Annotated in this window: 21 protein-coding genes, 1 pseudogene and 1 riboswitch; of the genes and pseudogenes, 12 read left to right on the top strand and 10 right to left on the bottom strand. The window is 41.5% G+C overall.

Annotated features, from left to right (window positions below):
* Window positions 1–54 precede the first annotated feature (54 nt).
* Window positions 55–972, top strand: a complete 918-nt coding sequence (locus RIN81_RS03470; protein ID WP_309087414.1) for a substrate-binding domain-containing protein — start codon at window positions 55–57, stop codon at window positions 970–972.
* 71 nt (window positions 973–1,043) lie between these two features.
* Here RIN81_RS03470 and RIN81_RS03465 read toward each other — a convergent pair whose 3' ends face one another.
* Window positions 1,044–1,880 (bottom strand): STAS domain-containing protein, encoded by an 837-nt coding sequence (locus RIN81_RS03465; RefSeq protein ID WP_309087412.1) that lies wholly within the window; start codon window positions 1,878–1,880, stop codon window positions 1,044–1,046.
* Window positions 1,881–2,426: 546 nt separating this feature from the next.
* Window positions 2,427–3,080, bottom strand: a complete 654-nt coding sequence (locus RIN81_RS03460; RefSeq protein WP_375164478.1) for a glycoside hydrolase family 25 protein — start codon at window positions 3,078–3,080, stop codon at window positions 2,427–2,429.
* A 190-nt stretch (window positions 3,081–3,270) separates the two neighbouring features.
* Between RIN81_RS03460 and RIN81_RS03455 the strand changes: the two genes are divergently transcribed.
* From RIN81_RS03455 to RIN81_RS03430, 6 genes are all read left to right on the top strand, one after another.
* The gene (locus RIN81_RS03455; protein ID WP_309087410.1) at window positions 3,271–3,435 is read left to right on the top strand and encodes a hypothetical protein; all 165 of its coding nucleotides are present in this window, start codon (window positions 3,271–3,273) and stop codon (window positions 3,433–3,435) included.
* A gap of 155 nt (window positions 3,436–3,590) precedes the next feature.
* The gene (locus RIN81_RS03450; RefSeq protein WP_309087408.1) at window positions 3,591–4,340 is read left to right on the top strand and encodes a TraR/DksA C4-type zinc finger protein; all 750 of its coding nucleotides are present in this window, start codon (window positions 3,591–3,593) and stop codon (window positions 4,338–4,340) included.
* 166 nt (window positions 4,341–4,506) lie between these two features.
* Entirely contained in the window at window positions 4,507–5,037 is a 531-nt protein-coding gene (locus tag RIN81_RS03445) for a GNAT family N-acetyltransferase (protein ID WP_375164491.1), read from the top strand.
* A gap of 271 nt (window positions 5,038–5,308) precedes the next feature.
* Window positions 5,309–6,166 carry a manganese catalase family protein gene (locus RIN81_RS03440; protein WP_242233061.1) on the top strand — a complete coding sequence of 286 codons (858 nt, stop codon included), beginning with the start codon at window positions 5,309–5,311 and terminating at the stop codon, window positions 6,164–6,166.
* 141 nt (window positions 6,167–6,307) lie between these two features.
* Window positions 6,308–6,736: a YugN family protein gene (locus tag RIN81_RS03435; protein ID WP_309087404.1), complete on the top strand. Its 429-nt coding sequence runs from the start codon at window positions 6,308–6,310 to the stop codon at window positions 6,734–6,736.
* A gap of 104 nt (window positions 6,737–6,840) precedes the next feature.
* Window positions 6,841–7,335 (top strand): L,D-transpeptidase family protein, encoded by a 495-nt coding sequence (locus RIN81_RS03430; protein WP_309087402.1) that lies wholly within the window; start codon window positions 6,841–6,843, stop codon window positions 7,333–7,335.
* A 59-nt stretch (window positions 7,336–7,394) separates the two neighbouring features.
* On the opposite strand, the pseudogene RIN81_RS15750 reads toward RIN81_RS03430, so the two are convergent.
* From RIN81_RS15750 to RIN81_RS03415, 4 genes and pseudogenes are all read right to left on the bottom strand, one after another.
* Window positions 7,395–7,621, bottom strand: a pseudogene (locus tag RIN81_RS15750) (ATP-binding protein).
* 29 nt (window positions 7,622–7,650) lie between these two features.
* Complete coding sequence (locus RIN81_RS03425) at window positions 7,651–8,136, bottom strand: histidine kinase dimerization/phospho-acceptor domain-containing protein (protein ID WP_309087400.1); 486 nt, start codon at window positions 8,134–8,136, stop codon at window positions 7,651–7,653.
* Between the two features lie 7 nt (window positions 8,137–8,143).
* Window positions 8,144–8,353 (bottom strand): hypothetical protein, encoded by a 210-nt coding sequence (locus RIN81_RS03420; RefSeq protein WP_309087398.1) that lies wholly within the window; start codon window positions 8,351–8,353, stop codon window positions 8,144–8,146.
* A gap of 363 nt (window positions 8,354–8,716) precedes the next feature.
* Window positions 8,717–9,136, bottom strand: coding sequence for a hypothetical protein (locus RIN81_RS03415; protein ID WP_309087396.1), 420 nt, complete (start codon window positions 9,134–9,136; stop codon window positions 8,717–8,719).
* A 124-nt stretch (window positions 9,137–9,260) separates the two neighbouring features.
* Here RIN81_RS03415 and RIN81_RS03410 point away from each other — a divergent pair, with 124 nt between their 5' ends.
* Window positions 9,261–9,605: a DUF2642 domain-containing protein gene (locus tag RIN81_RS03410; RefSeq protein WP_309087394.1), complete on the top strand. Its 345-nt coding sequence runs from the start codon at window positions 9,261–9,263 to the stop codon at window positions 9,603–9,605.
* Window positions 9,606–9,607: 2 nt separating this feature from the next.
* Entirely contained in the window at window positions 9,608–9,790 is a 183-nt protein-coding gene (locus RIN81_RS03405; protein WP_309087392.1) for a hypothetical protein, read from the top strand.
* Between the two features lie 268 nt (window positions 9,791–10,058).
* Here RIN81_RS03405 and RIN81_RS03400 read toward each other — a convergent pair whose 3' ends face one another.
* Together RIN81_RS03400 and RIN81_RS03395 are read right to left on the bottom strand one after the other, a co-directional pair.
* Window positions 10,059–10,325, bottom strand: a complete 267-nt coding sequence (locus RIN81_RS03400) for a LexA family protein (RefSeq protein WP_309087390.1) — start codon at window positions 10,323–10,325, stop codon at window positions 10,059–10,061.
* Between the two features lie 223 nt (window positions 10,326–10,548).
* Window positions 10,549–10,884 carry a hypothetical protein gene (locus RIN81_RS03395; protein ID WP_309087388.1) on the bottom strand — a complete coding sequence of 112 codons (336 nt, stop codon included), beginning with the start codon at window positions 10,882–10,884 and terminating at the stop codon, window positions 10,549–10,551.
* 52 nt (window positions 10,885–10,936) lie between these two features.
* A riboswitch (cyclic di-GMP riboswitch) is annotated at window positions 10,937–11,027 on the bottom strand.
* Between the two features lie 257 nt (window positions 11,028–11,284).
* On the opposite strand from RIN81_RS03395, the gene RIN81_RS03390 reads away from it, so the two are divergent.
* A complete protein-coding gene (locus tag RIN81_RS03390; protein WP_309087386.1) occupies window positions 11,285–11,656 on the top strand; it encodes a hypothetical protein in 372 nt (123 codons plus the stop codon).
* A gap of 54 nt (window positions 11,657–11,710) precedes the next feature.
* On the opposite strand, the gene RIN81_RS03385 is transcribed toward RIN81_RS03390, so the two are convergent.
* The gene (locus RIN81_RS03385; protein WP_309087384.1) at window positions 11,711–12,382 is read right to left on the bottom strand and encodes a Bax inhibitor-1/YccA family protein; all 672 of its coding nucleotides are present in this window, start codon (window positions 12,380–12,382) and stop codon (window positions 11,711–11,713) included.
* Window positions 12,383–12,619: 237 nt separating this feature from the next.
* The gene (locus RIN81_RS03380; RefSeq protein WP_309087382.1) at window positions 12,620–12,925 is read right to left on the bottom strand and encodes a hypothetical protein; all 306 of its coding nucleotides are present in this window, start codon (window positions 12,923–12,925) and stop codon (window positions 12,620–12,622) included.
* A gap of 1,088 nt (window positions 12,926–14,013) precedes the next feature.
* Here RIN81_RS03380 and RIN81_RS03375 point away from each other — a divergent pair.
* Window positions 14,014–14,499 (top strand): YhcN/YlaJ family sporulation lipoprotein, encoded by a 486-nt coding sequence (locus RIN81_RS03375; protein WP_309087380.1) that lies wholly within the window; start codon window positions 14,014–14,016, stop codon window positions 14,497–14,499.
* A 237-nt stretch (window positions 14,500–14,736) separates the two neighbouring features.
* Window positions 14,737–15,270, top strand: coding sequence for a LytS/YhcK type 5TM receptor domain-containing protein (locus RIN81_RS03370; protein ID WP_309087378.1), 534 nt, complete (start codon window positions 14,737–14,739; stop codon window positions 15,268–15,270).
* The last annotated feature ends 2 nt before the right edge of the window (window positions 15,271–15,272 follow it).

Here is a 15,272-nt window from a genome sequence, read left to right as displayed (position 1 = left end):
GGAATATTTCCTTTCAAGAAAGGCTCGAGTAAAATAAAAGGCGGAGGGATGAAAATGACGATAGAACAATCATATACGATCGAAGAAGTTGCTAATTTATTAAAAGTGTCGAAATTAACCATATATGATCTTGTTAAAAAAGGAGAGCTTCCGGTTTTTCGAGTCGGCCGGCAGATGCGCATGTCTGCATCAGATTTAGACCGTTACGTAAAAAAGCAGACCACTACTGCCCCGGCGGCGGTCCCTTCCCACAGTGATCCAGAACATAAAGCCAGTATTGTGATCAGCGGACAGGATATTGCGCTTGATATCCTTGCCCAGCATATTGAAAAAGAGTCTTCTTACAAAGCGCTGCGTTCACATGCTGGAAGCTTGAACAGCCTCATTTCGATGTATCAGGGGAAGTGTGATATTGTCAGCCTTCATATGTATGATGGAGATACCGGTGACTATAATCTGCCTTATGTGAAAAGAATTTTGAGCGGGTACTCATATACTGTCATTCACCTTTTAGCAAGGAAAGCCGGGCTGTACGTTCAAAAAGGGAATCCGCTTCACATCCGCTCATGGACAGATTTAAGGCAGGAGCGTATCACCATTATCAATCGTGAAAAAGGATCTGGAGCCAGAATTCTGCTTGATGAGCAGCTAAGAATTCATAACCTCTCTCCCCGATTTATAAACGGCTATGAGCGTGAAGAAAACAGCCACTTGCGCGTCGCATCGGCGGTTTTAAACGGAACAGCCGATGCAGGCGTCGGCATTGAAAAAGCCGCACAAATGGTAGGTGTTGATTTTATTCCGCTTATTACAGAACGCTATGATCTTGTTCTATTAAAAACGCCCGAAACAGTAGAGCTCGTTCAAACGGTTCAGAAAATCGTATCTTCTCCGTTATTCCAGGCTGAAATCGGATCTCTCGGGAATTACAACTGTTCACAAACAGGCCGCATTTTGTTTGAAACCGATTAAAAAGAAAACCAGTTAAAGAATGGCCCCATTGATGGGCATCTCTTTAACTGGTTTTCTGTGCTGATATTCTATTACATTTCACTGGCGGCCATCGCATGTGACAGAGTAGAAGCAATGGACAGCTTGTCAAAGTTAAGACCCAGCTGCACGGCTGTTTGCGCAAGCTCCGGACGGATGCCTGACAGCGTGGTTTTGATGCCGATTAAGCCTAGCGCTTCTACAAGATGGAACAGCTGCTGGGCCACCATTGTATCAATCATAATCACACCTGACAAATCAATGAACAGACAATCCACTCGTTTCTCCGCACACTGCTCGAGCGTTTTTTCGAGAATCAGCTTGGCGCGTGCAGTATCAATATCCCCTACCAGCGGCAGAAGTCCAGTTCCGCGATTTAATGTAATAACAGGAGAACTCAGCTCGTTAATCATTTCCTGCTGGCATTGAAGCCGTTTCACAGAGAATTTATGGTGCTCTTCCATAAACCAGATCACGACGCTGTCAATGCCCCGGCTGACCCGCTGATTCCATAGGTCAACGGTCTCCTGCGGAAAAGTGGACCGATGCGCGGAAAAAAACTCTCCTAAAAACTGGAGGTACTGGTCGCGTGTTCTAAAAAATTCCCTCACAATAAAATGCATCGGTGTATTTAAATGCTGCTCATCTTTTGCGACTTGAATAATCCATTGTTCCAAGTCCTTTAAAAAAACACTTTCTTCTTTTACGAACAACTCGCAGAATTGCAGATGGAATTCATAATTTTGCTTTTTAAGCAGTTCAATAGCATGGGGATCAGTTGTGGAATAAACGCCGCTTGGATCATTTTTACCCAAAGAAGCGTACCACTCTTCAGTGATCTGCTTTGCTTTATTTAATAAAAACTCACGGATTTCTTGAGCTGGCTTCATATTTTTTCCTCCTGCGGCTGAATAAATGAACATTTGTTATTTTAAACGATTTTTGTAAAATAATCTATCCTTGCACGGCCTCTCTGCATAAGCATCTCTTTTCTTTTAAATCATATAAAAGGCCAAAAACTGAATGCAGATGCAGTGTTTTGTATTTTCGAACTGAATATGTTTTATTTTTCTCGAGATGGGTAAATAATTAATTCACTACGATAAAACAAGGAGGTTTTCTGCAAGATGACACCAATTGAACTTTTCGGATGGTCTTTATCTACTTTGCTGACAGCCGGCTTCGCTGGTTCACTTTTTTTCATGTCGAGAAAACCAAAATTGTTTTCCGAATCCGAGTATAGCTCCTCACGAAAGCATGATCGTGAAAACAGACAAAACCACAGCCGATAACTGTTGAGCGTTTTTGTTGAGCAAGCCGGAAAATCGACAACTGGGGCGTTTAAGTAAGCTCCTTTTTGCTTTATGACCATGGATTCCACACACTTGAAACCTGAAAAAGCTCCAAAGCCGCCCCTTAGCGGCTGGGGCTTTTTGTCATTTATCCCCTGTTATTTTATTCAAAAATGAAACAGCGAGGCCGATTATACTATCCGCTTTTGTTTTCGTTAGGGCTCCAGACGGGCTGTTAAGAAACCATTCTAATGATTTTGTTCCAGTTAATCGATTTAAATCAACTGATCCCTTAATTCCTTCAATTTCCCCCCTGTCTGTATACTGCCATATGTCACACGGAAAGTCCGGCTGTTTTTGACTGTACCGCGGAATCCAGACAAAATCAGCCCTTACTTTTTCTGCTTCAAATGCTTTGTACGTATGATGGCCGACATACAAGCCAACTTTTTTGGCCCCTAAACGCCGAAGCTCATCAATAAACGCTTGCGTACCGGCACGCATATCATTCATCGTTTTCACTTCCACATCTGCTGCCCAAAAAGCGGCTCTTTGATCACCCCGTTTCCAAAAGTCGCGCGCTTCGATGACCGCATCATTAACTGAAACAAAACGGCAGAACGCATAATTGCCGAATGGAATACCATACTCGTTACATGCTGCAGCATTAGCTGCATAACAGCGGTCCCTTGTTGTGCTGCCATCCTGCACCCGCAGAATGGCCAGCTCTATATGGCGATGAGCTGTTTTCCAGTCAATGACGCCTTGGTGATGGGAAATATCTATAATCTGTTTCATCCGTCTGCCTTTCACTCCATATCAAATAATGTTTTATTCCCTGCTTTTCTGTTTTTAAAACCTCTATCTATTTTTTATCGAAAATATGGGACAGCTTACATCTCTTTTGCATATTTATAGTGCTAAGTGTCCAAACTAGCGCATATCTTATTTATAATATCGTGTTTTTTCACCAAAGGAGGTTTTGTAAATGGCTCCCATTGATATGTTCGGATGGCTGTTATGTGTATTGTTAACCATTAGCTTTATTGCTTCAATTATTTTCCTTCCAAAAAACATAGATTCCGAAGAAAAATCGGATGAGGTCTTTTCAAAGAGTATCCCCATTAAAGAAGAAATAAAAAAGGAACATTAAGCGCTTAAGGCGCTTTTTTTATGTGCCAAAATATACAATTGCACGCTGCAGGAGTCAAAACGGCTGCTTTGGGAATCATACTTTAAAAGAGCTTGCCCTTTTCAAAATGAATATGCTGAAAGACGTTAAAAATGGAATGTAAAGGACTGAACCTTATGCTGAACAAAACCCAATTAGCCGATTTTCAAACAGAGTTAACGAACAGAAAAAAGGAATTGGAATCCCGTTTTGAGGGTACTGATCACTTCCAATTGCAAAGAAGCTTGTCTGACTCGACGAGGGAATTGTCCGTTTACGATAATCATCCGGGTGATGTGGGGACAGAGTTATATGAGCGGGAAAAAGATATAGCATTGAATGAACATACCCGGTTTGAATTAGAAGGAATCAATACAGCATTAGAAGCGATTCGAAATGGAACGTATGGTATTTGTAAAACCTGTAAAGAAGAAATTCCTGTAGAGCGTTTAGAAGCCGTGCCAACCACTTTGTTTTGTCTGAAGCATTCACAGGACCAAAACATTTCAAACGACCGGCCCGTTGAAGAAGCCGTTCTTGCTCCGCCATTTGGACAGTTTGATTTTGATGATAAATCAGAAAATGTTGCCTACGATGCAGAAGACGCCTGGCAGGATGTTGCCCAGTACGGCACTTCTGAAACACCGGCGGATTTTATGAATTCGCCGGAGGAATACGGAGACATGTATGTGGAATCACAGGAAAATAAAGGTTATGTAGAGGATTATGAAAACTTTGCGGCCGTTGATATTCACGGAAACAGAGTGGACGTTTATCCAAGCAGAGAGCATAAATTGTATGAAGAAGTGCTTGATGATGAAGACTTAATGTCTTCTTTAGGCGATCTTCCTCCGGCGGAAAAAGACCCGTACACAGAACGAAAATAAACTTCTTGTATGCCAGCTGTTCATGAGACAGCTGGTTTTTATTTCCACAATTATTTTTACAGGCTATAATAAAAAAAGCTTATGCTGCAAAGGAGCTGGACAATGCACAGAGAAACCCACGCTTTTATTCAATAACTCATCTTGCATGTGGAGGGGAAAAAGATTGCTGATTGATTTCTTTGAAACGAAGCGGCTCATACTCCGCAAAGTAACAGAAGCAGATGCTGCTTCTCTGTTTTCACTCTGGTCTGATCCAGCCGTTACAAGGTTTATGAACATTGATACTTTTACTAATGTGGAACAGGCGGAGCAAATGATTCGTTTTTTAAACCAACTGGCAGACGAAAACAGAGCTGTCCGGTATACTTTAACCGAGAAGAAAACGGGCCAAGTCATCGGCTCATGCGGGTTTAACAGCCTTGATTTCGAAAATGCAAAAGCTGAAATTGGCTATGATCTTGGCCGGCCTTATTGGGGAAACGGATATGCGGGAGAAGCGATATTGTGTTTGATTGATTACGCATTTCATCATTTACAATTGATGAGAGTGGAAGCAAAAGCAGAGCCTGAAAACCTTTCTTCTATTAGAGTGCTGCAAAAAACAGGTTTTTCATTTGAAGGCATCCTTCGAAAAAGCGAAAAGTCAAAAGGAACATTTATTGACCTTGCTCTTTATTCACGTTTAAAAACAGATTGATTGCGGCTAATCGCTGTCCTCATCTCCTGATGAGGCGGCGATTGATAATCCGTCATAAAACATCCGTGTACTACTTGTTATCCTTCATCCCCTTTATCACTTTTTTATTTGAGACGGCTCCTTAGATTTGCCGAATGTACTTTCCTCCTCGAAATCCTTCCATTACATGACTCGTTTTCTTCGAATGAAATCCTGCCCTATGAATAAAACGAACAGGTCTCTGCCATGATAACGACTGAACAACCAATACGAAGAAATGAGGCAGGGATATATGTATTATTACAAGGAAGAATTAATCAATATTGTAGCACCAGACCAGCCCGATCCCGCTGCTGCAAAAGTGCTGCAGGAAATATTAGGCGGACATTTCGGGGAAATGCGGACAATGATGCAGTTTTTCTTTCAAAGCTCCAATTTCAGAGGCAAGGCCGTTCAATACCGAGATCTTCTTCGCGGTATTTTTCTTGAAGAAATTGCCCATGTAGAGCTTGTACAAAACACCATTAACCAGCTGCTCAATGGCTCCGGTGAGTCTCCTATGCCAGGCAATTCCGGAGCAGATGGAGCGCCGCTCGGTGACGTAGTCAAGCATGCGAATCCGCATCATTATATTATCGGCGCCCAGGCTTCTCTTCCAGTAGACGCAGCAGGAAATCCGTGGAATGGCTCCTGGGTGTACAGCCACGGAAACCTGATTGGGGATTTGCTTGATAACCTCGTTCTCGAATCAACGGGTGTTCTCCAAAAAACACGTATTTACGAAATGAGCAGCAACCAAACATTTCGTGAAACGCTGGCTTTCCTTATTGTCCGGGATAATGCCCATCAAAATGCATTTGCCAAAGCACTTGAAACACTGGGAGTTGATTGGGGCAAGCTGTTCCCGGTTCCAAACTACGATATCAATAAATACCCAGAATGCCGGAAGTATGTAGAAATGGGCTACCACAACGCGCTGTTTAACTTCAGAATGGATGAAACAAAAATAGCCCAAATTTTCCAAGGCGAGTCTCCAAGCCGAAATGATGGGACGCTTTCGGTTGTCGATCCTCCGGCAGGCTTCCCTGTTCCCCTTATGCCGGAGATGCCAAATGAACACAGCCCAGGAACAAACGACTTGAACGCTTAATCCATCATCATACACCTACACCCCGTGTTCAAACAAACCCGGGTTGTAGGTGCTTTTTTACTTGGTTCGGTCACTGTACGTATTGAATACAGATTTACCGTTAAAACTGTAAACAAACTTTCGGAACAGGAGTGAAGAAATATGTTAAAGCTGCAAACAGAGCTGGAAGGAAAAACGGCCCGCTTTGGCGATATAAGAGACAAAATGAATGAGCTTGGATACGACTTGGGCGGAAATTGGGAGTATGACGCTGGCAGCTTTGATCATACATTATGGAACAGTAAAAACGAAACCATTTATATTCGCCTTCCATTTACGGTACTCGACGGTATGCTTGATGAGTATGATGCTTTTATTTCGTTTCAATCTCCTTTTATTATTAAACATGTGATCAATATGGGCTTAGAAAAAGACGAGCATTCTTTACTGACAGCATCCGGCTGGAACCAATTTCAAGATCCCGTTTCTTCTGACGCGCCCATCAATCAAAAAAACAAATGGGAAGAAGCAGGAAAAGAAGCAGTCAGCCGGCTGATTCAATATTTGGAAAAAGGGCTAAGCGCCAGTTGATGTCCATAATGTTACTTATATTAATATGAATATTAGTACGATTTCTCCCGTTTTGCAGCAGCCTTGAATAAACTAAAGGGTCAAAGCAAAAAAGGGGGAATCACGTGATTCATACTGTAAAACGCGGGGAAACACTTTCCTCGATCGCAGGAGACTACCGAATTTCATTAGCTGCTCTCATTGCCAGCAATCCGGGTATTACACCCAATTTGATTTATGTGGGACAGCGCATTACCATTCCAGGCTTCCCTTCTCCCGCAAGCCTTCCTTTTTCCATTGTGGTCTCTCTTTCGAATCGGACTTTAACGCTATTTTACCGGGGCCAAGTCAGAAAAGTATACCCGGTTGGCGTTGGCAGAATGCTGCATGAAACACCTGTAGGAGATTTTATCATTATTAATAAAGCACCCAACCCGGGAGGGCCGTACGGAACGATGTGGATGAGTTTGTCGAAGAAAAGTTATGGCATTCACGGCACAAATGATCCTTCTTCTATCGGAAAGTATGTTTCTAGAGGCTGTGTTCGAATGCACAATAAGGATGTGGAAGAGCTTTCCCGGACGATTCCTATCGGGACTCCTGTGTCCATTCGGCCTTAGTATACTGAACTGAAAAAGCCTAGCTTGTGAGCTAGGCTTTTTCAGTTGATGTTCATTTGTTATTCATGGACGGTCGGAAGCTCGATTACAAAACACTTTCCTTTATTGACTTTGCTTGTAACCTGGATTCTTCCACCTAAACTTTGAATAATGCTAAAAGAAACCATCATGCCGAGACCGGTTCCATTTGCTTTTGTGTCATTCCTTTTCCCTGATCGCAAATACGGATTTTAGCAAGATGATGTTCATATGTTGTTTTGATCCTTATTTTACCGCCGTTCGGCATGGTTTCGATTGCATTTTTAATGATATTGATTAAAGCCTGCTCGAGCTTTTTTCGTTCGCCAAGAATATAACAGTGCTCTTTTTTTCTACAGACACGTCGAGCTCTATACTGTTCATATTGGCCAGCGGCATTAACACGTTCACAGCATGATTTATTGTTTCGTGAAGAATAATGGCTTCTGCCTCAGCGGGAGCGGGTTTTGCAAATGTTAAATAATCATTAATAATGCCAGTAGCCGTGTCCAGTTCCTGAATGGAAATCAGAATTTGCTCTTTTGTTTCCGATGGTATGTCACTTTCATAGGTAAGCTGCATAAATCCCCGGCTGGCCGTCAGCGGATTTCGCACTTCATGTGAAATGCTGGCGGCAAGGTTACTGACAATCTCTAATTTCTTCGCTTTCATCAGCTTTTGCAATACATCAAAATTGGTTTTAATCACCTCTAACAAAACGGCAGCAGTCAGTATAAAAACAATATTAAGTATGTAAAAGATCACCCACATACTTACCGTCATATGCATATCATATATTTGCCCGGCCACGTACGTTGTAAGCAGCAAAAAAGAGGGTAAGCACGCCCACCGAAGGGAGTTTTTGTTTTAACGGCATCTTTAAATAGTACTTCGAGAAAAACATCGCCAGCACGGCAATAGGCGTGAAGGTAAAAAGGGTATAAAAAAGCCGGATCCTCCTATAAAAAAGCGGGCAGCAAGCAAAGCCGGAAGCAGCCATGCAGCGAATCCCGGCCCTCCATATAAAATCCCCAGCAGAAAAGGAACCCGGCGAAAGTCAAAGTTAAATCCGTCTCCAAATGAAAAAGGAAACAGCATACATAAAACAAAAGATATAATCGCAAACACAACAAACCATGATGCCTTTACTTTTTCAAGACGGTATAAACAGGAAACAAGGTAAAGCATTTGCATAAAAAAGATCGGAAGAAGAACAAATAAAAAATTAATGAGTAGATCTTTTATGATAAGCTCCATCAAGGCACCGACCATTCTTGAATGTATAAAATCGGCTCATTCATGTTATTTTTTTAGAAATAATCGATCCTTCGCTGGAACTGCAACTGCTTTTCAAAAGCGTTTTCTACTTCTCAATAATCACTGCATTGATAGCCGGTGTCCCATCTTTCGCTTTTTCCACTGCCACTATTCCATACACCGTAACGCTCTCATCGATTTCGACTTCCGTCTGTGTGGCATTCATAATCACATATGTGCCATCCGATGCCTGAAGGGAAAATGAGCCCGTTAAGCCGGGTTCGATCACTTCCGTAACGCGTCCTGTCGCAGCCACTTTTTTACCGACTGGCGGCTTGTCAGCGTTTAACTCCGTAAATTTCGCCGGCACGGCTTCCTCTTTCATCTGTTCGGCCAACTCTTCCTCTGACGGCTCTTCAATAATTGATTCCGTCCCTTCTGAAAACGTGCTTTGAACCATTTCTTCTTCTGCCGAACAGGCACTTAATACGATAGCCGCTGCAGCCGCTGCGATCCATTTTTTCATTACAGCACCCTCCTTTTTTTCTGCTTGTCCTACATTATGAGCGAGCTAAGCCGGAAAGTACACGAAGGCAAGGTGTCACTCCGCCAATGAACGCATACTGTAACTATATAAAGGAGTGAAATCGATGGTACGGGAATATCCAAAGCCGCTTCAACACTCGCTGTTACCGCCAGGACATTATTTGTATTCTCCCCAATTTCCAGCCATTATGCAGCAATTATCACCGGTTTATACCGTAACAGCAGAACCCGTCTTTCTCGACCACCTTCTAATGCATAGCGGTAAAACGATTCAAGTATCCACAACTGGCGGGTTATTGACCGGAAAGCTGACTGGAGTGGCCATTGATCATCTTCAGTTAACCATCAATGATGTTCATCATCACATTCGATATCCGCACATTATTTCTTTCAGCATGGCACAACCGAACCAAAAACCTGAAAGTTTCCACTTTCAGGTTTTTGGTTAAACATGTTTTTAACGCTTGTGTATAAACTTCTTTTAAAAGGTCATCCTGCATGTATAACTGCGTTTGTTTATTTTTCAGCCGCTATCACCTTGATCGGCCCGCTTTTTTATGAAGGCTTCAGCCCAAACAGCAAATTAAATGCACCAGAGGAACAAAACCAGGAAGCAGACCATCTGCCCAACTGACGGCCGATGCCTTCTTCCAATTAAGTCGTTTGCGTCTTTCAAAAAACGGGTACGCCGGATATACATTCTCTTATCTGCTTTTTCCAACACATTTCTCCACTTTTTCAGATAAAAGAGAATAAAGAGTGGGAGGCGATCATATGAGGAGAGTTCAGAGCATTCCCAGCTTACTCACACATGAAGAGGTTGAGGATTTAATCCGAAAAAGACAATTTCCTCATAGAAAGCTGATGAACGGGGCGATGATCTTTGACTTAAATCATATTGACTAGTGGTTATCAGAAAACCGGATTTCAAAGAACAGTTGATTACATTGGGTTTGTATCATCTGCAATTTTATGAAAGCGAACTGATCTTCCCAAGTTACATAGCCGGATTCTTTCAAGCCGTCCGAATGGCCTTTTACAGTTGAAACAGATTTTAGTTCTACCGCTTCGCCAATCTCACGTACCGTAGGCGGATAATTTTTCGTGCGGACAAACTCATTTATATAAAGAAGCATTTTCTGCTGGCGGACGGAAAGCCGATTAAGCATATGGTTTTTCCTCCTTTTCGCAGGATTTCTTCGGCTGACACTCAAATAGCAGGACAAAAATGTTTTACTTCTTAACATGTAAAGCGATACATGTTTATATAATTCGCTTGATCTCCTCCTTTTTTTACCAAAACGAACAAACGTTTTTTTTAAATAAAATCCAACTGCATATTTCCACAATTAATGGAAAGCCCCCGCTTTTAAACAAAAAAAGCTCCCTTCATCAGGAGCTTTTCTTTGTTTTATATTCCCGGCTTTCATATATGGCTTGAAGCTTATCTTCGGCTTCCTGGGGACTCATCGATAAACCCGTTAAAAAAGCCAATAGGTCATCACGCTCTGAAAGCTTTCTCATAGAGTAAAACGCGATCGGCTTATGTTCTTTTAAAAGTGTCATAATTTCAATCGCAGGCAGTACTTCCCGCTGGGAGCAATCCCTTAAAAAAGAGCGTAAAAACCGCACAAAAACTAAAGCTGAATCTGTACTGTCCGGATATTTTTTCAATAAAACAAAAAATTTTTCTACATGTGCTTTTACGTCGTTTGATTTTCTCCGCATGTTTCCTCCTGCTTTAAACAGTTATTCAACCAAATACGGAGAAGCTTCCCCATTTGGCAACCCGGCTGTCGTTTTTCACTGGCTGAAAAGTAGACCCGTGGCTTTGCGTCCTTCCCTTTCGGAGAAGTTTGCCTTTATCTTTAGTCCCATTAAATCATGTCGAATTATGTCAAGTCAAGCCAAAATGAACTATATTCCAAACCTGATTAGCTTTTTATACCTATATATTATTCAACCTTTTGACTCAATGGCCGTCTGCCTTAACCTGTTCTGGTTAGCATAAATAGCGGATTCGTTTTGCCTGCCAAAAATTCTTTCGTTATCCTGCTCTTTTTGTTTACTTCTTCATACACTGGGCATGCTACCATTGACGACAACTTACTTAAAGGAGAATGCACACATGAAATTGACCGGCACAAAAGAACTTCTTGTCAGCGGACTAACGGCTTTGTTCGTACTCGGGCTGGCTGGCTGCGGCGGCGGACAAAATGACGACAACAATAATGAGCAGGATCAAATGCAAGAACAAAACAATACCGATACCCAAAATCAAACTGAACAAGATGAAACAGAAGGCGATTTAGATACCGAACTAAGAGATGAAAACGACAAAGGAAACGGCGTCAACGATGGGACGGATCAAGAAAACGGCGGCAACAACGAAGATGCTAACGGGATCAATGACGGAAAAGATCAGGATAACGGTATCGATGATGGAACAACCGATGACCAGCTGGACCCTGAAAATAATCCAACGGAAAACAATCAATAACATAGAAAATCCCGGCCTATATGCGGCCGGGACTTTCTTTTCCCAAAGGGTGTCTTAATCTCTTGAAGTGAAAAAGTTCAGCACCCGCAAAATATCCAGGAAGATATTAATAAAATTCAAATACAAATCAAAGACCGCTGCTGGCACGTCCGCTTCTTTAAACCCTGACTCCTTCATCCGGGAAATATCATATAGCATATAGCCGGAGAAAATAAGGATTCCAGCAAAAGCAAGACCAAGGTCCATAAAGCTGGAACCAATAAAAATGTTGGCAATGCTAAGCAGGATCAGTGTAAGCAGTGCAAAGAAGAGCATACCGCCCAAAAAGGAGAAATCTTTTTTCGTAAAGTATGTGTAAACAAACAATCCGCCGAATAGAGCGGAAGCAATACCGAACGCTGCTACAACGAGCGCCATCCCCATCGCATCGACATATAGATCGATAGCCGGATAAATAGAAAGTCCAACCAGCAGCGTAAACACGTACACGAGCCACATAGGAAGCCTCAATCCATACGTACTGAGTCCTTTCTTTCTTTTTCTTCCTGATGAAAATGATTTTATTAAAAGCAGCAGCAGTACAAGGATCGGAACCAGGCCTAAAGCAAGTGCTACTGTTTCTGGAATAAACATTCCGCCAGCTAATGTACCGATAAACGAAAGCAAAAGCGCACTGAAAAACCTCGGCAGCACATGGGACGTAATTAATGATTTTCCTGATTGCATGATAACCAGTCTCCTTCTCTTTGTTCATTTTTTTCTACGGATCAACCCCTCCTTTTGTTTCATTGTTTTTTTACTTTCTCTATCACTTAATGTTCCATTTCCGTTTTTAATAACCGGTAATAAAGCCGGTCAGCTGCACAAAAAAAGCTTCCTTTTTTATAAGGAAGCTTCAGGCTTGTAAAGGCAAAGTTAGAAGGCAGGCTGAGAGCAAGAGCATCCGAATGGATGCTCTTTTTGTTACGAGTGCTTCTGCTGAACGAGCTGCTGCCGCTCATGGTATTCATCAATTTCTTTCATGAGCTTTTTTTCAATCCACTGCCGGGTGCTGCTCTCTAGATTGCCAAATGAAGTGTTTAAACTATCTGCGACAACCTCACGTTTGTTTTTATTAAATGTAATAGTCCCATAAATAGGCACTGGCTTGATAAAAGGCTGATCCCGGTCTCTTTGTTCTGCCACAATGGCAAAACGGTAAAACGGACGGTTTAAAATTTCAATTAACATAATGTGCCCGGACAGCATCATGCGGCTGTTTGTTATCATCGTTTCACCACCTGTATCCGTCAGTATGGTCCATTTATTATTTTTTATTCAATAAAAGCCGCTTTTTTTAACCCGTTTAAAAAAACAAAGCCGCCTGCCTCTTCCATTGACAGACAGCTTTTCTCCTGTTTTGATACCCCTTTCATCAGAAGACGGAAATAAGCGGCGAAAAAAAGACCTCTCTTTTAAGGGACCGCATATAATGAGTTCGTCCGGAACGTGTTCTTGGCAAACAGGAATCACTGCATTCGTTTCTAGATAAGTGAACAGAAAGTCACTGCAGTTTCAAGGATGTATACTTATCGCTAGACAGAAACGGAGAGGATTTTATGCACTGGTTTCGATTTGTTCCAGTTGTGTTTTTTCTTTCTCCAGCCTGTGTTTAGTTGCTCTGCAATTCAAAGAAATTATGCGTTCTATTCGAGAAACGATGGCATTTTTACAAAAAGAAATTATCCTAGTCAAGCGCTGGTCATCCTCAAGGCAGAAATTCATGCTGATTCTGCCTCCTTTTTATTTCGCACACAATTGTTTGAATGTTTTCCTTCCTCTTCACATAAAATTTAAAAATAACCATTTTTATTTTTTGTCCTTTTCAACCTCTCCATGTTCACAGACAGTATGTAAAATGGGGAGAATTTATTTAAAGGAGAGTGTTTGCTCTGAAAGAGGTTGCCCTTCTTTTATCTGTTGAACTGGAAAGGCTCGTTGATGACTATTTAAAATGTCCTGATTTAATCATTAAAGAACAGATTCAAGATGATATCCAGCTTTTAAGCAAAGCTATAGTACAATGTAAACAGCCGATATAAAAAAGTTTTTTATTTTTATCTGGATGTATGGTAATCGAAACGAGCGGTGTCTGCTTCTGTGCGGGCTCGACCCGTTCATGTCGATAGATTGATGATAAAAAGTACGGCCCGACTCATTTGATCATTTCCCCATTTTATTTTAAACTCTTTATACAAGAATGGTTATAGCAGGAAGCCTTTTTCAAAAGGCTTCTTTTTCATCTTCATGGTATATTTAGGCACCTATTGGAGAAAATATCCTTTGTTCATTTTAACTTGTACAAAGGAGGATGTTCGATGAAAAAAGCATCAATGTATTTGGCGGCTTGTATGACTATCTTTTTCTTGGCCGGATGTATGAATAATAATGACGAAACGGCAGACAAAGCAGACAATAATGCAGCTGAACAGGATTCACAGAATGAGCAGACAATAAATGACGAAGGTAATAATGAAGCTCGCCTGTCTGTATTGGATAAAGCAGAGGGCAGCCTTGAGGACATGGATAAAGTAGAAGACGCCACTGTTCTGGCAACAGGAGAGCGTGCTTATGCCGCCGTTCAGTTAGAAAATGGCACTCAAGTAACGGACGAACTGAAAAAAGACATGGAAGACAAAGTAAAAGAAGCAGATACGTCCCTTGAAGAAGTGTATATTTCGGAAGACCCGGACTTCACTACTCAAATGAAGGATTATGCTGAGCGGATTGAAGCAGGCGAGCCTGTAGAAGGACTTGTTGATGAATTTAACGATACCGTTCGCAGAGTGTTTCCAAGCGAATAACAGATCATTTTTCACCCGGCTGGGCAGCCGGGTTTTTTTGTTTGATTGAAGGCATTTTTTTATTTTTCACATTTTTCACTAATCAAATAGAAGAAAAAAGCTCCTTCCATGTTATGATAAAAAACGTATCAGAGCTGGAGTGAAAAATTCCTTCACCTCTTACCACCTTACACGACTGGAGTTGCAAGATTAGATATTCTTCTTACTAATATTCAAAGCTTCTTATTAAACACTCTTTTGATTTATTTCGGTTTTATAATTTATTTTAAATTCCTGGAACGGAAAGTAAACCAGATTGCACATACCCTGATTATTATATTGATTTGTGGGATATCGATTGTGTTTTCAATGAGTTTTCCTATAATTATTTTAAAAGAAATACCCATAGACTTCCGCCAAATTCCTTTGATCATCGGAGCATTATACGGAGGACGCCGGGTTGTCTGCATTCTGACAGCCATTTTACTCGTCTATCGTTTTGTACTGGGAGTTCCAGACTTTCTATCCGCCCTCTTCGTTTATTCTCTGCTGCTGCTTTTATGGGTTGTGGTTCTGCCTTTTTTCAAAAAAACAGCCGTTCTTAAAAAGAAACTATGGATTGCTCTATGCATCTCCTTGACTGCAGCCCTATCTACACTGGCTCTTAATATACTTTTATTTCCATTAGCTGTTACGGCAACGTTTATTATGTTTGCTGTTTTGATCATAGTGCTTCAAACAATCGGCCTCCTCCTTTGCGTATGGATGATTGAAAAAGCAAAAAAGAGATGATA

This window comes from Domibacillus sp., assembly GCF_031181085.1.
Taxonomy (GTDB): domain Bacteria; phylum Bacillota; class Bacilli; order Bacillales; family Domibacillaceae; genus Domibacillus.
Note: the sequence above shows the minus strand (reverse complement) of the source record. Positions and strands in the feature narration are given on the sequence as shown.